Here is a 14,309-nt window from a genome sequence, read left to right as displayed (position 1 = left end):
ACCAGCAGGCTGTCCTTGGCCACCTCGAGCAACTGCTTGCCACCGGCGCTGTCGAGCAGGGTCACACGGGCCCGCTCGCCGTCCTGGTCGACCGCCTCGACCCGGGCAAGGTCGGCGGCCCGTTGCGGCAGCTCGGCCTGGTAGGCAAAGTACTGCGGCACCCGGCTCCAGCGCCACTCGTAGGAAATCAGGGAGGTGGCGTACCAGAGGCTGCACGCCAGACCGATTAGAATCAGCCCGGTCAGTACATGCCAGGGCCACAGTGGTTTTTTCCGTTTAGCCACGAGCTTGTTCCACGAAAAGAGTGTTCCGTAATGACCAACGCGCAGGGCGAACCTGCGCGTTGGGGTGTAGCGAGTAGCCGAACCGGCTTACTCCATGTCTTTCAGCCAGGCCGTGTTCTTGAACCACTTGGCATGGATACGCTCGTAGGTGCCGTCTTCACGAATCTGGTGCAGGTAGTTGTTGATCCAGTTGAGGCTGTCGTAATCGCCCTTCTTCAGACCAAACGCCAGCGGCTCGTAGGTGAAGGGCTCGGGCAGGTACACCAGCTTGCCGGCGCCGGCCTTGTTCACCGCCACCACGTTGTAGGGGGCGTCGTAGATGAAGGCATCGGCCTTGCCGTTGACCACGTCCATTACCGCTTCCTGCTCGTTGTCGAAGCCGTTGTACTTGGCCTGGCTGATCAGCTTCTTGGCGACCATCTCGCCGGTGGTGCCGATCTTCGAGGTGATGCGGTACTGCGGATCGTTGAGGTCCTTGTAGGACTTGACCTTGCCTTCCAGCTCCTTGCGGATCAGCAGGGTCTGGCCGACCACGATGAAGGGCTCGGAAAAGTTCAGGCGCAGGTTGCGCTCCTGGGTCAGGGTCATGCCGCTGCCGATCATGTCGAACTTGTTGGTCAACAGCGCCGGGATGATCCCGTCGTAGCCGGTGGAGACCAGCTCCAGTTTGACGCCCATGGCTTTCGCCATGTTCTTCAACAGATCGACCTCGAAGCCGACGATCTCGCCGCGCTTGTTGGTCATCTCGAACGGCATGTAGGTCGGGTCCATGCCGACCCGCAAGGTGCCGCTCTTCACCGCGTCATCGATGGCGCCGGCATTGGCGCCGAGGCCGGTCAGGGCGCAGGCGGAAAACAGCAGTGTCGCGAGAAACTTTTTCATTCGCTCTCCTAGCAATTGGCAGATTGTCTGGGGTGATGCCTGGCCCGCAGGCCTTGGGGCGCATGCTAACCGCCGCAGGCGTGGCTGGCGAGTCTGGCTGTCGAAACTGGATAGCGCAAAAGGCAGGCCAGCGAGCTGCCCTGCTTCAGGTTAGCCACAGTTTCAGGTTTCCAGCAGAAAAGTCACCGGCCCATCGTTGACCAGATGCACCTGCATATCCGCACCGAATTGCCCGGTCGCGACCTGCGGATGCTTGTGCCGCGCCTGGGTGACCAGGTAATCGAACAAGGCCGCGCCTTGCGCCGGTGCTGCCGCAGTGGAAAAGCTTGGGCGCAGGCCACTGTTGGTGTCGGCGGCCAGGGTGAATTGCGAAACCAGCAGCAAACCGCCGCCGATATTGCTGAGCGACAGGTTCATCTTGCCTTCGGCGTCGCCGAACACCCGGTAGTTGAGCAACTTGTGCAGCAGTTTGTCGGTACTCGCCTGGGTGTCCTGCGGCTCGACTCCGACCAGCACCAGCAGGCCCTGATCGATGGCGCCGACTATCTCGCCCGCCACTTCGACCCGCGCGCCGCGCACGCGTTGAATCAGCCCCTTCATGCTTCTTCAGGTGGCAGGTTGAGCAGACGGCGGGCGATCTGGTTGGCCGCGCGCACCAACGCATCGGTGATGCCCGGCTCGGAGGCCGCATGGCCGGCGTCGCGGATCACCTGCAGCTCGCTGTTCGGCCAGGCCTGGTGCAGCTCCCAGGCGTTGTCCAAGGGGCAGACCACGTCGTAACGGCCATGCACGATGATGCCCGGCAGATGGGCGATCTTCGGCATGTCGCGGATCAGTTGATCCGGCTCGAGGAAAGAATTGTTGATGAAGTAGTGGCACTCGATCCGCGCAATCGACAACGCGCGCTGCGGTTCGGAGAAGCGATCGACCACCTGCGGATTGGGCCGCAGCGTCGCCGTGCGTCCTTCCCAGGTCGACCAGGCCTTGGCCGCATGCATCTGGGCAATCTGATCCGGGCCACTCAGGCGCTTGTAGAAGGCCTGCACCAGCTCGCCGCGTTCTTCCAGCGGAATCGGCGCCAGGTAATCCTGCCAGTAATCCGGGAACAGCCGGCTGGCGCCCTCCTGGTAGAACCAGTGAATCTCCTGCGGGCGGCAGAGAAAGATGCCGCGCAGGATCAAGGCATGCACACGCTCGGGATGGGTCTGCGCGTAGGCCAGCGACAGAGTCGAGCCCCAGGAGCCGCCGAACAGCACCCACTTGTCGATGCCCAGGTGCTCGCGGATGCGCTCCAGATCCTCCACCAGATGCCAGGTGCTGTTGTTCTCCAGGCTGGCGTGCGGGGTGGAACGGCCACAACCGCGCTGATCGAAGGTGATGATGCGATACAGGTTGGGATCGAAGAACCGGCGGCTCAGCGCGTCGCAACCGGCACCCGGGCCGCCGTGGATAAAGACGACGGGCAAACCATCCGGCGAGCCGCTCTCGTCAAGGTAGAGTACATGCGGCGCCTCCACGGCCAACTCGTGGCGGGCATGGGGCTTAATCTCCGGATACAAGGTCTGCATGGTGCGCTCCCGTGTTTTTGCCTACGGTCCCTGTTGGGCGCCGCTCTGATGCTCTGTCGGGCATCATAACCATGAAAAGGGAGTTCAGCATGTCGGCACGGCTATTTAGCCTGCCGCCGTTGCTGATTTTCGCCCAGCCTACGCAGCTATTCAGAAAGAGAGAGGTCCGACCGGACTCCTAGCCTCGCCCGTAATGTTCACGGCCCCAGTCGAGCATCGCCTGCAACAGCTGGCGAATCAGCGCCTGGGTCGGCGCGGCGAGGTCTTCCCGGTAGGCGAAGGGTTCGCTCTCGTTCATGTAGGTGCTCTGCGCCAGCTCCAGTTGCACCGCATGGATATGGTTTTCCGGTTGGCCGTAATGGCGGGTGATATGGCCGCCCTTGAAACGCCCATTAAGCACGTGGCTATAGGCCGGTGCCGCAGCGCAGGCGGCTTGCAGGCGCTCGGCGAGCAGCGGATCACAACTGGCGCCGGCGTTGGTGCCGAGGTTGAAGTCCGGCAGGCGGCCGTCGAACAGGTGCGGCACCAGCGAGCGGATCGAGTGCGCATCGAACAACAGGGCGTAGCCGAACTCGCGCTGCAACCGCGCCAGCTCATCGGCAAGGGTCTGGTGATAGGGCGTCCAGACTGCGGCCAGGTAACGCGCTCGTTCCTCGGCGCTCGGCTCCCGGCCGGCGCGGTACAGCGGCTCGCCATCGAACAGGGTCGAGGGGTAGAGACCGGTGGTGGCCGTGGCATAGAGCGGTTTGTCATCGGCCGGTCGATTGAGGTCGACCACGTAGCGCGAATAGCCGGCCGCCAGGGTGCTGGCGCCGAGTTCGGCGGCGAAGTCGTAGAGCCGGGGGATATGCCAGTCGGTGTCCGGCAGGCTGCGGGCCTGCGCCACCAGGCCCGCCTCGACGGCCGGGGTCAGGCGCGTGCCGGGATGCGGCATGCTGATCAGCAGCGGCACGCGGCCACGGCGGAATTCGACAGCATGGTTGAGCTCAGACATCGCCAAGTCAGACATTTATAAGCTCCTCGCCATGGCGGACCACGCGTTTGGGTAGCTCGCCGCCGAGCCAGTAGGACAGTTCCGCCGGCCGGGCGATATCCCAGGCAACGAAGTCGGCGACCTTGCCGACCTCCAGCGAGCCGTGACTCGCCTCTAGCCCCAGCGCGCGGGCGGCGTGCAGGGTGACGCCGGCCAGCGCCTCCTCCGGGGTCAGGCGAAACAGCGTGCAGGCCATGTTCAACATCAGCCGCACCGACAGCGCCGGCGAGGTGCCGGGGTTGAGGTCGCTGGCGATGGCGATGGCCACGCCGTGCCGGCGCAGCGCCTGCATGGGCGGCAGCTGGGTCTCGCGCAGGAAGTAGAAGGCGCCGGGCAGCAGCACGGCCACTGTGCCGGCGGCTGCCATGGCCTGGGCGTCGTCCTCGGTCATGAACTCCAGATGATCGGCCGACAGCGCCCGATAGCGTGCCGCCAGGCTGGAGCCGCCGAGGGACGACAGTTGCTCGGCATGCAGCTTGACCGGCAGGCCCAGCGCGCGGGCGGCGATAAACACCCGCTCGACCTGCGCCGGCGAGAACGCCAGGTACTCGCAGAAGGCATCGACCGCATCGACCAGCCCTTCCGCCGCCAGGGCCGGGAGCATCTCGGCGCAGATATGCGCTATGTAGTCGTCGGCGCGCTCGGCATATTCCGGCGGCAGCGCATGGGCCGCCAGGCAGGTGCTGCGCACGGTGAGCGGCAAGGTCTCGCCGAGACGACGGATCACCCGCAACATCTTGCGTTCGCTGGCCAGGTCGAGGCCGTAGCCGGACTTGATCTCCACCGTGGTCACGCCGTCCCGCAGCAGGCTGCGCAGGCGCTGGCTGGCACTGGCCAGCAGCTCGTCCGCGCTGGCCGCCCGGGTGGCGCGCACGGTGCTGGCGATGCCGCCACCGGCCGCGGCGATCTCGGCATAGCTGACGCCTTCGAGGCGCTGCTCGAACTCGCCGCTGCGGTTACCGCCAAACACCGTGTGGGTGTGACAGTCGATCAGCCCGGGGGTGACCCAGGCGCCGCCGAGGTCGATGGTCTCGGCATAGTCGCCGGCCGGCAGCTCGGCGCGCGGGCCTATCCATTCGATGCGCTCTGCGCGCGTGACCAGCGCCGCATCCTCGATGATCGAGTAACGCCCGCCGACCATGGTCGCGGCGTGACAGCGGTGCCAGAGTTTTTTCATTGCAGGCCTCCAATGCTGGTGCCGAGCGCGCCCAATGCGGCATCGTCGCGCAACAGCGCGGCGGTGCTGGCGATATCCGGCGCCAGCCAGCGATCCTGGTCATAGGCCGGCACCCGTTGGCGCAGCAAGCTCCAGGCGCAATCGGTGCCTACGCCAAAACGTTGGCTCTTGAGGAACTCGAAGGCCTGGGCGGCCAGCAGGTACTCGATGGCGAGAATCTGCGTGCAGTTGTCCAGCACCCGGTGCAGCTTCAAGGCGGCGCCGGTTCCCAGGCTCAGGTGATCCTCCTGCAGCCCGGAGGTGACGAAGTTGTCGACCACCGCCGGATGGGCCACCTGACGATTTTCAGCGCAGAGCGCAGCCGCCACGTACTGCACTATCATCATCCCCGAGTTGACGCCCGGCTGGCTGACCAGGAACGCCGGCAAGCCACTGACCAGCGGGTTGATCAGGCGATCCAGGCGGCGCTCGGCGATGCCGCCGATTTCCGCCACGGCAATCGCCAGCAGGTCGGCCGCCATCGCTACCGACTCGCCATGGGGGTTGGCCTGCGAGACTACCCGGTAGTCGTCCGGCGTACCCAGCACCAGTGGGTTGTCGGTGACCGAGTTGAGTTCGGTCTCGATCTGCAGCGCAGCATGGCTCAGTTGATCGCGGCAGGCGCCATGCACCTGCGGAATCGAGCGAATGCTCAAGGCGTCCTGGGTGCGGATGCCTTTACTACTGGCGATGACCTCGCTGCCTTCGAGCAGGGCGCGCAGGTTGCCGCCGACCCGTTGCATGCCCGGGTGCGGTTTCAGCGCGATGATCTCGGCATCGAAGGCGGCGATCTGCCCACGCAGGGCCTCGAAGCTCATGGCGCCGATCACGTCGGCCCACTGTGTCAGGCGTGTCGCGTCGGCCAGGGCCAGGCAGCTCAAGCCGGTCATGCACGGCGTGCCATTGACCAGGCAGAGCCCATCCTTGGCACCCAGTTGCACCGGGGCCAGCCCCTCGGCCGCGAGCGCCTGACTGGCCGGCACTATCTGGCCGCGATAGCTCACCTCACCGACGCCGAGCAGGCTGATGCCGACGTGCGCCATATGCGTCAGGTAACCCACCGAGCCCTGCGCCGGCACGCGCGGGGTGATGCCGCGATTGAGCAGGGCCAGCAGTGCTTCGACCACCCGCCGCTGCAAGCCGGACTTGCCGTGGCTGTAGTTGGTGATCGCGGCGCAGATGATCGCCCGGGTCTGTTCATCCGCCAGTGGCGCACCCACGCCGCAGGCATGGCTGAGCAATGTGTTACGTGACAGCAGGGCGAGCTGCTCGCCCTGCAAAGCGACGTTGCACAGCGCCCCAAGCCCGGTATTGATGCCGTAGGCGCGCTCACCACTGGCGACTATGCGTTCGACTATGCCGCGGGCGTTGTCGATCCGTGCCCAGGCCGAAGGCGACAGCTCGAGCTGGGCACCGTAACGGGCGACCGCGACCACGTCCTGCCAGCGCAGCGGGCCATTACCGAGGACGACTTTTTCAGCAGACGACATCAAACGCTCCTTTAGATTGTGGCCACGCGGCGCTGGACGAAACGATCGACGTACTCGTCGGCGGGCTGGTAGAGGATTTCTTTCGGGGTACCGACCTGGATCAGCCGGCCGTCCTTGAGGATGGCGATGCGGTTGCCGATGCGCACGGCTTCGTCGAGGTCGTGGGTGATGAAGACGATGGTCTTGTGCAGCGACTTCTGCAGTTCGAGCAACTGGTCTTGCATCTCCGCGCGGATCAACGGGTCGAGGGCGCTGAAGGCTTCGTCCATGAGGATGATGTCGGTGTCCGCCGCCAGTGCGCGGGCCAGACCCACCCGCTGGCGCATGCCACCGGAGAGCTGGTGCGGATAGGATTTTTCATAACCCTTGAGGCCGACGGTGTTGATCCAGTGCAGCGCGCGCTCGGCGCAATGTACCTTGGTCTCGCCACGAACCTTGAGACCGTAGGCCACGTTATCCAGCACGGTTTTATGCGGCAGCAGGCCGAAGCTCTGGAACACCATGCTGATCTTGCGCCGACGGAAGTTGCGCAGCGCCTCCATGTCGTAACGCAGGATGTCCTCGCCATCGACCAGGATTTCACCGCTGGTCGGATCGATCAGGCGGTTGAAGTGACGCACCAGGGTCGACTTGCCCGAACCGGACAGGCCCATGATGACGAAGATTTCGCCGGCGCCGATGCTCAGCGACAAATCGTTGACCCCGACCACGCAGTCGGTCTCGGCGAGCACCTGATCCTTGCTCTTGCCCTGCTGGATCATTGCCAGCGCGGCATCCGGGCGGGCACCGAAGATCTTGAAGACGTTCTTGACGACGATCTTGCTCATTTACTCACCTCGTGCCGCGAACGGCCGTAGGCCTGGGTGATGCGGTCGATGACCACAGCCAGGATGACGATGGCCAGACCGGCTTCGAGGCCGCGTCCGACGTTGAGGGTCTGGATGCCGATCAGTACATCCTCGCCAAGGCCGCGGGCACCGATCATCGAGGCGATCACCACCATCGACAGGGCCATCATGGTGGTCTGGTTGATACCGGCCATGATGCTCGGCATCGCCAGCGGCAGCTGCACGCCGAACAGTTGTTGCCAGCGGTTGGCACCAAAGGCGTTGACCGCTTCCATCACCTCGCGGTCGACCTGGCGGATGCCCAGGTCGGTCAGGCGGATCAGCGGCGGCGCGGCATAGATCACAGTGGCGAAAATCGCCGGAACCTTGCCCAGGCCGAACAGCATCAGCACCGGGATCAGATACACGAAGCTGGGCATGGTCTGCATGATGTCCAGGAGCGGCATCAGCACCGCACGCAAACGGTTGCTCCGGGCGGACAGAATGCCCAGCGGAATGCCGATCAGGACCGAGATCAGGGTCGCCACCAGCATCAGCGCCAGGGTCTGCATCAATTTGTCCCAGAGCCCCACTGCACCGACCAGGAACAGCAGGCCGACGATCACCAGGGTCGGCAGCGCACGCCGCGTGGCGTGCCAGGCGATACCAGCGACAATCGCCAGCATCAGCCACCAGGGGGTTGCGCGGAGCAGGCCTTCGAGGTTGACGATGGCCCACAGCAGGGTGTCGGAAATGTGCCGGAACACATCGCCGTAATTGGTCACCAGATCATCGACCCAGCCATTGACCCAGTCGGCGATGGAGAAAGTGAAGCGTTCGGGGAACATAGGTTGACCTCGGTTAAATGGCTCACGCTGTTACGTCCCTTCTCCCTCCGGGAGAAGGTGGCCCGAAGGGTCGGATGAGGGAAGCGGCGGGCTTATGTCGGCTCGCTGTTCCCCTCACCCCAACCCTCTCCCGGAGGGAGAGGGGGGTTACAGCGTTGCGTCGATCTTCTTCGCAGCATCTTCGCTAACCCAGGCGTGCCAGACTTCCGGGTGTTCCTTGAGGAAGGCCTTGGCCAGCTTAGGCGAGTCGATACGCTCCTTGGCCATCCGTGCCAGGTTCTGGTTCAGCAGGTCGATCGGCAGATTGACCTTCTCCAGTACCGCAACCAGCTCCGGCGCCTGCTCATGGAAGTCCTTGGACAGGCCGACCTTGATGGTGATGGTCTTGTCGACGCCAGGCTTCTCTTCCAGCTTGACCAGATCGACCTGGCCCATCAGCGGCGTCGGCGACCAGTAATAGAACAGAATAGGCTCGCCACGCTTGTAGCTCGACAGAACTGCGGCATCCAGTGCCGGGCCGGTGCCTGGGCGGAAGTTGGTGAACTTGTCTTCCAGGCCGTAGCTTTTCAGCATCGCGCTGTTGTCCAGCTCGCAGGTCCAGCCGGCCGGGCAATTGTAGAAGCGGCCTTTAGCGGGCTCTTCCGGGTCGCGGAATACTTCGGTGTACTGCGCCAGGTCGGTAATCGCCTTGAGGCTCGGGGCCTTGGCTTCGAGCTTGCGCTTGGCATCGCCTTCGACCACATAACGCGGCACGTACCAGCCTTCGACCGCGCCGACGATCGGCGCGCCGACACCCACGACCTTGCCGGCAGACGCGGCCTTGTTCCAGACCTCGCTACGGCCCACCCACTCCTCGGCGAACACTTGAATGTCGTTGCTGCTCAAGGCGTTCTCCATGGTGATGGAGTTACCCGGCAGGCTGTCGGTTTCACAGCCGTAGCCTTCCTTGAGAACGATCTGCAACACGTCGGTGAGCAGCATGCCGCTCTCCCAGTTGAGCCCGGCGAATTTCACCGGCTTGCCGGACTCGCACCAACCAGCGGCCTGACTCGAAACACTACCAGCCAGCAGGCCGAGGGAGAGCAGCGAGGTCAGCAGGGTCTTCTTGTATTTCATTATCGGACGCTCCTAAACAGTGAACAGGGTTGTGGTGGTACAAGTGGCCGCGTACGGCAATTGGGTCACGCCGGGGCGCCTGCTTAGAGGCTCGGCAGCAGCCGGGCCGACACCAGCCCGTTCAGGCAGCGGGACGCCAGCAACTGGCTGGCCGCCTCGATATCCGGGGCGAAGAAGCGGTCCTGCTGGTAGTGGGACACCCGCTCGCGCAGCGCCTGGCGCGCCTGTTCCAGCTTCGGCGAGGTCTTGCGGCCTTCGCGGAAATCCAGGCCCTGGCAGGCGCCCAGCCACTCCACGGCGAGAATGCCGCGTACGTTGTCGGCCATCTCCCACAGGCGTTTGCCGGCAGCCGGCGCCATCGACACATGGTCTTCCTGGTTGGCCGAGGTCGGCAGGCTGTCGACGCTGTGCGGGTGGGCCAGCGCCTTGTTCTCGCTGGCCAGGGCGGCGGCGGTGACCTGGGCGATCATAAAGCCGGAGTTGACGCCGCCATTGGCCACCAGGAACGGCGGCAGCTGCGACATGTGCTTGTCCATCATCAGCGAGATGCGCCGCTCGCTCAGCGAGCCGATCTCGGCGATGGCCAGGGCCAGGTTGTCGGCGGCCATGGCCACCGGCTCGGCGTGGAAGTTGCCGCCGGAGATCACATCGCCCTCGGCGGCGAACACCAGCGGGTTGTCCGACACCGCGTTGGCCTCGACGCTCAAGACTTCGGCGGCCTGACGGATCTGCGTCAGGCAGGCGCCCATCACCTGCGGCTGGCAGCGCAGGGAATAGGGGTCCTGGACCTTGTCGCAGTCCGCGTGGGACTGGGAGATTTCGCTGCTGGCCGTGAGCAGATCGCGGTAGGCCGCGGCGGCATCGATCTGCCCGCGCTGGCCACGGGCCGCGTGGATGCGCGGATCGAAGGGCGCCCGCGAGCCGAGCATGGCCTCGACGCTCAGGCCGCCACAGACGGTCGCCGCGGCGAACAGGTCCTCGGCGGCGAACAGGCCGCTCAGGGCGTAGGCGGTGGAGACCTGGGTGCCGTTGAGCAGCGCCAGGCCCTCCTTGGCCGCCAGGGTCAGCGGCTCGAGCCCGGCCTTGGCCAGCGCCTCGGTGGCCGGCAGCCACTCGCCGCGATAACGCGCCTGGCCCTCGCCGAGCAGCACCAGCGACATATGCGCCAGCGGTGCCAAGTCGCCGGAGGCACCCACCGAGCCCTTGAGCGGAATATGCGGGTAGACCTCGGCGTTGATCATCGCGATCAGCGCGTCGATCACCTTGCGGCGGATGCCGGAGAAGCCGCGGGCCAGGCTGTTGACCTTGAGCACCATGACCAGTCGAACCAGGGCGTCACTGATGGGCTGGCCGACACCGGCGGCATGGGACAGCACCAGGGAACGCTGCAGGTTTTCCAGGTCCTCGGTGGCGATGCGGGTCTGCGCCAGCAGGCCGAAACCGGTGTTGATGCCGTAAGCCGTGCGACCTTCAGCCAGGATCTGCTCGACACAGGCCACGCTGCGCTCGATGGCATCCGCGGCGCTGTGATCCAGGGTGATTTTCACCGGACCCTGATGGATAAGGCGCAGTTGGGCCAGCGTCAGTTGGCCGGGCAATAGGTTCAGCGTGTTCATATTTAGGCTCCTTTAACCGAGTTGATCATCGGCAGGTTGAGGCCCTGCTCGCGGGCGCAGTCGATGGCTATTTCATAACCGGCATCGGCGTGGCGCATTACCCCGGTGGCCGGGTCGTTGTGCAGCACGCGGGCGATGCGCGCGGCGGCCTCATCCGTGCCGTCGGCGACTATGACCATCCCCGAGTGCTGGGAGAAGCCCATGCCGACCCCGCCACCGTGGTGCAGCGAGACCCAGGTCGCGCCGCTGGCGGTGTTCAGCAGGGCGTTCAGCAGCGGCCAGTCGGACACCGCGTCGGAACCGTCGCGCATGGCTTCGGTCTCGCGGTTGGGGCTGGCCACCGAGCCGGAGTCGAGGTGGTCGCGGCCTATGACTATGGGCGCGGACAACTCGCCGCTGCGGACCATTTCGTTGAAGGCCAGACCGAGCTTGGCGCGCAGGCCCAGGCCGACCCAGCAGATGCGTGCCGGCAGGCCCTGGAAGCTGATGCGCTCGCGGGCCATGTCCAGCCAGCGGTGCAGGTGCTCGTCGTCGGCGATCAGTTCCTTGACCTTGGCGTCGGTCTTGTAGATGTCCTGCGGGTCGCCGGACAAGGCGGCCCAGCGGAACGGGCCGATGCCGCGGCAGAACAGTGGGCGGATATAGGCCGGGACGAAGCCGGGGAAGTCGAAGGCATTGGCGACGCCCTCTTCCTTGGCCATCTGGCGGATGTTGTTGCCGTAGTCGAAGGTCGGCACGCCCATCTGCTGGAAGTCCAGCATGGCCTGCACATGCACCGCCATGGACTGCTTGGCGGCCTTGACCACCGCGGCCGGCTGCAACTGTGCCTTGGCCCGGTACTCGTCCCAGGTCCAGCCCTGGGGCAGATAACCGTTGAGCGGGTCGTGGGCGCTGGTCTGGTCGGTGACCAGGTCCGGGCGCACGCCGCGACGCACCAGTTCCGGGAGGATTTCCGCGGCGTTGCCGCAGAGGGCGATGGAGATCGCCTGGCCGGCGGCGCAGTACTTGGCGATGCGCGCCAGGGCGTCGTCGAGGTCGCTGGCCTGCTCGTCGACGTAACGGGTCTTCAGGCGGAAATCGATACGGCTCTGCTGGCACTCGATGTTCAGCGAGCAGGCGCCGGCGAGGGTGGCCGCCAGCGGCTGGGCGCCGCCCATGCCACCGAGGCCGGCGGTGAGTACCCAACGGCCCTTGAGGCTGCCGTTGTAATGCTGGCGGCCGGCTTCGACGAAGGTCTCATAGGTGCCCTGGACTATGCCCTGGCTGCCGATGTAGATCCAGCTGCCGGCGGTCATCTGGCCGTACATGGCCAGGCCCTTGGCATCCAACTCGTTGAAGTGCTCCCAGGTCGCCCAATGCGGCACCAGGTTGGAGTTGGCGATCAGCACCCGCGGGGCATTGCTGTGGGTCTTGAACACGCCGACCGGCTTGCCCGACTGCACCAGCAGGGTCTCGTCGTCATTCAGTTCCTTCAGGCTCGCGACTATCTGGTCGTAGCACTCCCAGTTGCGCGCGGCGCGGCCGATGCCGCCATACACCACCAGCTCCTTGGGGTTCTCCGCCACTTCCGGGTCCAGGTTGTTCATCAGCATGCGCAGCGGCGCCTCGGTCATCCAGCTCTTGGCGCTGAGCTGGGTACCGCGCGGGGCGCGAATTTCGACATCACGGAAATGGGTTGGCTTGCTCACCAGAAGTCCTCCAGGAAAAGGCCGTCGTCAGCCTGTTTTGTTGGTTTGCCACGACAGGGCACGCATACATGTAATCATGTATATACAACATCCATCAAGAGAAATTTTAGCCGCTTGTGCGCCGCCTGTGGCGACTCAGTTGCGCTGCGTTTAGGCACCTGCTCTTGCCGTCATGCATCCGCACCGCCGGACCCTGATCTGCCGCGACTGCGGGTCTCCGCCGGGTGATTGGCCGGGTCAGGCTGGCCTGGCCAAATCCAGGCTGCGCCCCCACAGCCCGCCTGTACAGGGGTATTCCGACGGCGGGAGGGTGACGGGGATAAATTTCCCACCGTGATGTAACCCTATGTAACCGCCAAGCGGCCTCGCGAGTTGAACGAAGAACCCTGGGCGGAGCCCAGGTCGGCGCAAATCCCGGGCTGCGACCCGTTCGGCGGCGCTGGCCCGTCTTTTGCCTATCATGTCTATACAGGTGTGCTCATTGAATGTCATGCCTCGCCAATCCCAGTCCCCACGAGTAGAGATAACTATGAGAAAGCTTCTCGCGACACTGCTGTTTTCCGCCTGCACCCTGACCGGTCTCGGCGCCAATGCCGGCGCCATCGACAACGCGGTCACCAGCGGCACCCTGCGGGTCGGCATGGACCCGACCTATATGCCGTTCGAGATGACCAACAAGCGCGGCGAGATCATCGGTTTCGAGGTCGATCTGCTGAAAGCCATGGCCAAGGCGGCCGGGGTGAAGCTGGAGCTGGTCTCCACCTCCTATGACGGCATCATCCCGGCGCTGCTGACCGACAAGTTCGACCTGATCGGCTCCGGCATGACCCTAACCCAGGAGCGCAACCTGCGCATCAACTTCTCCGCCCCCTTCATAGTGGTCGGCCAGACCCTGCTGATCCGCAAGGAGCTGGAAGGCAAGGTCAAGTCCTACAAGGACCTCAACGATCCGCAGTACCGCATCACCTCGAAGATCGGCACCACCGGCGAGATGGTCAGCAAGAAGCTGATCGCCAAGGCCCAGTACCACGGCTTCGACAACGAACAGGAAGCGCTGCTCGACGTGGTCAACGGCAAGGCCGACGCCTTTATCTACGACGCACCCTATAACGCGGTGGCCGTGAACAAGGCCGGCGCCGGCAAGCTGGTGTACCTGGAGCAACCCTTCACCTACGAGCCGCTGGCCTTCGGCCTGAAGCGGGGCGACTACGACAGCCTCAACTGGATCAACAATTTCCTCAGCCAGGCCCGGGAAGACGGCACCTACGATCGTATCCATGCCAAATGGTTCAAGAGCTCCGATTGGCTCAAAGAGATGGAATAAAAACCACCGCAAGCGACTGGATGCGATGTGACCCTGTTGCTTGCGGCCTGAAGCCCGCGATCGAGATTTCCCTATGAATACGCAAAAAAGACTCCTCTGGCCCTGGCAGGTGCTGACGGGCCGTCCCCGCAGGCTGGGCTTGCAAAGGTCTTCGCCATGGCCCTGGCATGCCTTGACCGGCCTGATCCTGGTCACGCTCGCCGCCAGCCTTTGGTACTCGACTTCGCTGATCTCCTACGAGTGGCGCTGGAATCGGGTGCCGCAGTACTTCGTCTATCAGGCCGAGCAGGCCCAGCGGGCCGCAGACCTTGCCCGGGTCGAGGCGGTCGACCAGGACGGCGAGCGGGCCCGTGTGACCCTGCTCGACAGCGCCGGTGGCAAGCAGTTGCTCGAGGTGGCCAAGGACAGCCTGCTGGT

At 64.7% G+C, this 14,309-nt stretch carries 12 protein-coding genes and 2 pseudogenes; 2 read left to right on the top strand and 12 right to left on the bottom strand.

All coding sequences use genetic code 11. From position 1 onward, the window contains the following. The 12 genes and pseudogenes from FFS13_RS19545 to hutU all read right to left on the bottom strand — a co-directional run. Positions 1-284, bottom strand: a pseudogene (locus FFS13_RS19545) (amino acid ABC transporter permease); the annotation flags it as partial. An 87-nt stretch (positions 285-371) separates the two neighbouring features. Next, positions 372-1,166 carry a transporter substrate-binding domain-containing protein gene (locus FFS13_RS19540; RefSeq protein ID WP_137820719.1) on the bottom strand — a complete coding sequence of 265 codons (795 nt, stop codon included), beginning with the start codon at positions 1,164-1,166 and terminating at the stop codon, positions 372-374. A gap of 162 nt (positions 1,167-1,328) precedes the next feature. Beyond that, entirely contained in the window at positions 1,329-1,766 is a 438-nt protein-coding gene (dtd, locus tag FFS13_RS19535) for a D-aminoacyl-tRNA deacylase (RefSeq protein WP_137820718.1), read from the bottom strand. After that, entirely contained in the window at positions 1,763-2,734 is a 972-nt protein-coding gene (gene pip, locus FFS13_RS19530; RefSeq protein ID WP_137820717.1) for a prolyl aminopeptidase, read from the bottom strand. The genes dtd and pip overlap by 4 nt, the downstream gene beginning before the upstream one ends. A 178-nt stretch (positions 2,735-2,912) precedes the next feature. Further along, positions 2,913-3,728, bottom strand: coding sequence for an N-formylglutamate deformylase (gene hutG / locus FFS13_RS19525; RefSeq protein WP_137820720.1), 816 nt, complete (start codon positions 3,726-3,728; stop codon positions 2,913-2,915). A 7-nt stretch (positions 3,729-3,735) separates the two neighbouring features. Beyond that, positions 3,736-4,944, bottom strand: a complete 1,209-nt coding sequence (hutI, locus tag FFS13_RS19520; RefSeq protein WP_137820716.1) for an imidazolonepropionase — start codon at positions 4,942-4,944, stop codon at positions 3,736-3,738. After that, positions 4,941-6,473 carry a histidine ammonia-lyase gene (gene hutH / locus FFS13_RS19515; protein ID WP_137820715.1) on the bottom strand — a complete coding sequence of 511 codons (1,533 nt, stop codon included), beginning with the start codon at positions 6,471-6,473 and terminating at the stop codon, positions 4,941-4,943. Before hutH (FFS13_RS19515) ends, hutI begins: the two co-directional genes overlap by 4 nt. Positions 6,474-6,484: 11 nt before the next feature. Beyond that, positions 6,485-7,300 (bottom strand): glycine betaine/L-proline ABC transporter ATP-binding protein, encoded by an 816-nt coding sequence (locus tag FFS13_RS19510; protein WP_137820714.1) that lies wholly within the window; start codon positions 7,298-7,300, stop codon positions 6,485-6,487. Beyond that, entirely contained in the window at positions 7,297-8,148 is an 852-nt protein-coding gene (locus tag FFS13_RS19505) for a proline/glycine betaine ABC transporter permease (RefSeq protein WP_137820713.1), read from the bottom strand. The genes FFS13_RS19510 and FFS13_RS19505 overlap by 4 nt, the downstream gene beginning before the upstream one ends. A 147-nt stretch (positions 8,149-8,295) precedes the next feature. Further along, on the bottom strand, positions 8,296-9,264 hold the full coding sequence (locus FFS13_RS19500) for an ABC transporter substrate-binding protein (RefSeq protein WP_137820712.1): 969 nt from the start codon (positions 9,262-9,264) through the stop codon (positions 8,296-8,298). Between the two features lie 83 nt (positions 9,265-9,347). Next, on the bottom strand, positions 9,348-10,880 hold the full coding sequence (hutH, locus tag FFS13_RS19495; RefSeq protein WP_137820711.1) for a histidine ammonia-lyase: 1,533 nt from the start codon (positions 10,878-10,880) through the stop codon (positions 9,348-9,350). A 2-nt stretch (positions 10,881-10,882) separates the two neighbouring features. Continuing rightward, positions 10,883-12,568: a urocanate hydratase gene (gene hutU, locus FFS13_RS19490; RefSeq protein ID WP_137820710.1), complete on the bottom strand. Its 1,686-nt coding sequence runs from the start codon at positions 12,566-12,568 to the stop codon at positions 10,883-10,885. Between the two features lie 529 nt (positions 12,569-13,097). On the opposite strand from hutU, the gene FFS13_RS19485 reads away from it, so the two are divergent. After that, positions 13,098-13,892, top strand: a complete 795-nt coding sequence (locus FFS13_RS19485) for a transporter substrate-binding domain-containing protein (RefSeq protein WP_137820709.1) — start codon at positions 13,098-13,100, stop codon at positions 13,890-13,892. Positions 13,893-14,025: 133 nt separating this feature from the next. Then, a pseudogene (locus FFS13_RS19480) lies at positions 14,026-14,309 on the top strand (amino acid ABC transporter permease); the annotation flags it as partial.

Source organism: Pseudomonas sp. 2FG, from assembly GCF_005502935.1.
GTDB lineage: Bacteria > Pseudomonadota > Gammaproteobacteria > Pseudomonadales > Pseudomonadaceae > Aquipseudomonas.
The sequence above is the reverse complement of the archived record's forward strand: the minus strand, read 5'-3'. Positions and strand labels throughout refer to the sequence as shown.

Bases quoted from the DNA above. Each gene is read 5' to 3' on its own strand.
- FFS13_RS19510 (WP_137820714.1), bottom strand. From the start codon at position 7,300: ATGAGCAAGATCGTCGTCAAGAACGTCTTCAAGATCTTCGGTGCCCGC.
- FFS13_RS19485 (WP_137820709.1), top strand. From the start codon at position 13,098: ATGAGAAAGCTTCTCGCGACACTGCTGTTTTCCGCCTGCACCCTGACC.
- pip (WP_137820717.1), bottom strand. From the start codon at position 2,734: ATGCAGACCTTGTATCCGGAGATTAAGCCCCATGCCCGCCACGAGTTG.
- FFS13_RS19500 (WP_137820712.1), bottom strand. From the start codon at position 9,264: ATGAAATACAAGAAGACCCTGCTGACCTCGCTGCTCTCCCTCGGCCTG.
- dtd (WP_137820718.1), bottom strand. From the start codon at position 1,766: ATGAAGGGGCTGATTCAACGCGTGCGCGGCGCGCGGGTCGAAGTGGCG.
- hutH (WP_137820711.1), bottom strand. From the start codon at position 10,880: ATGAACACGCTGAACCTATTGCCCGGCCAACTGACGCTGGCCCAACTG.
- hutG (WP_137820720.1), bottom strand. From the start codon at position 3,728: ATGTCTGAGCTCAACCATGCTGTCGAATTCCGCCGTGGCCGCGTGCCG.
- hutH (WP_137820715.1), bottom strand. From the start codon at position 6,473: ATGTCGTCTGCTGAAAAAGTCGTCCTCGGTAATGGCCCGCTGCGCTGG.
- FFS13_RS19540 (WP_137820719.1), bottom strand. From the start codon at position 1,166: ATGAAAAAGTTTCTCGCGACACTGCTGTTTTCCGCCTGCGCCCTGACC.
- hutI (WP_137820716.1), bottom strand. From the start codon at position 4,944: ATGAAAAAACTCTGGCACCGCTGTCACGCCGCGACCATGGTCGGCGGG.
- FFS13_RS19505 (WP_137820713.1), bottom strand. From the start codon at position 8,148: ATGTTCCCCGAACGCTTCACTTTCTCCATCGCCGACTGGGTCAATGGC.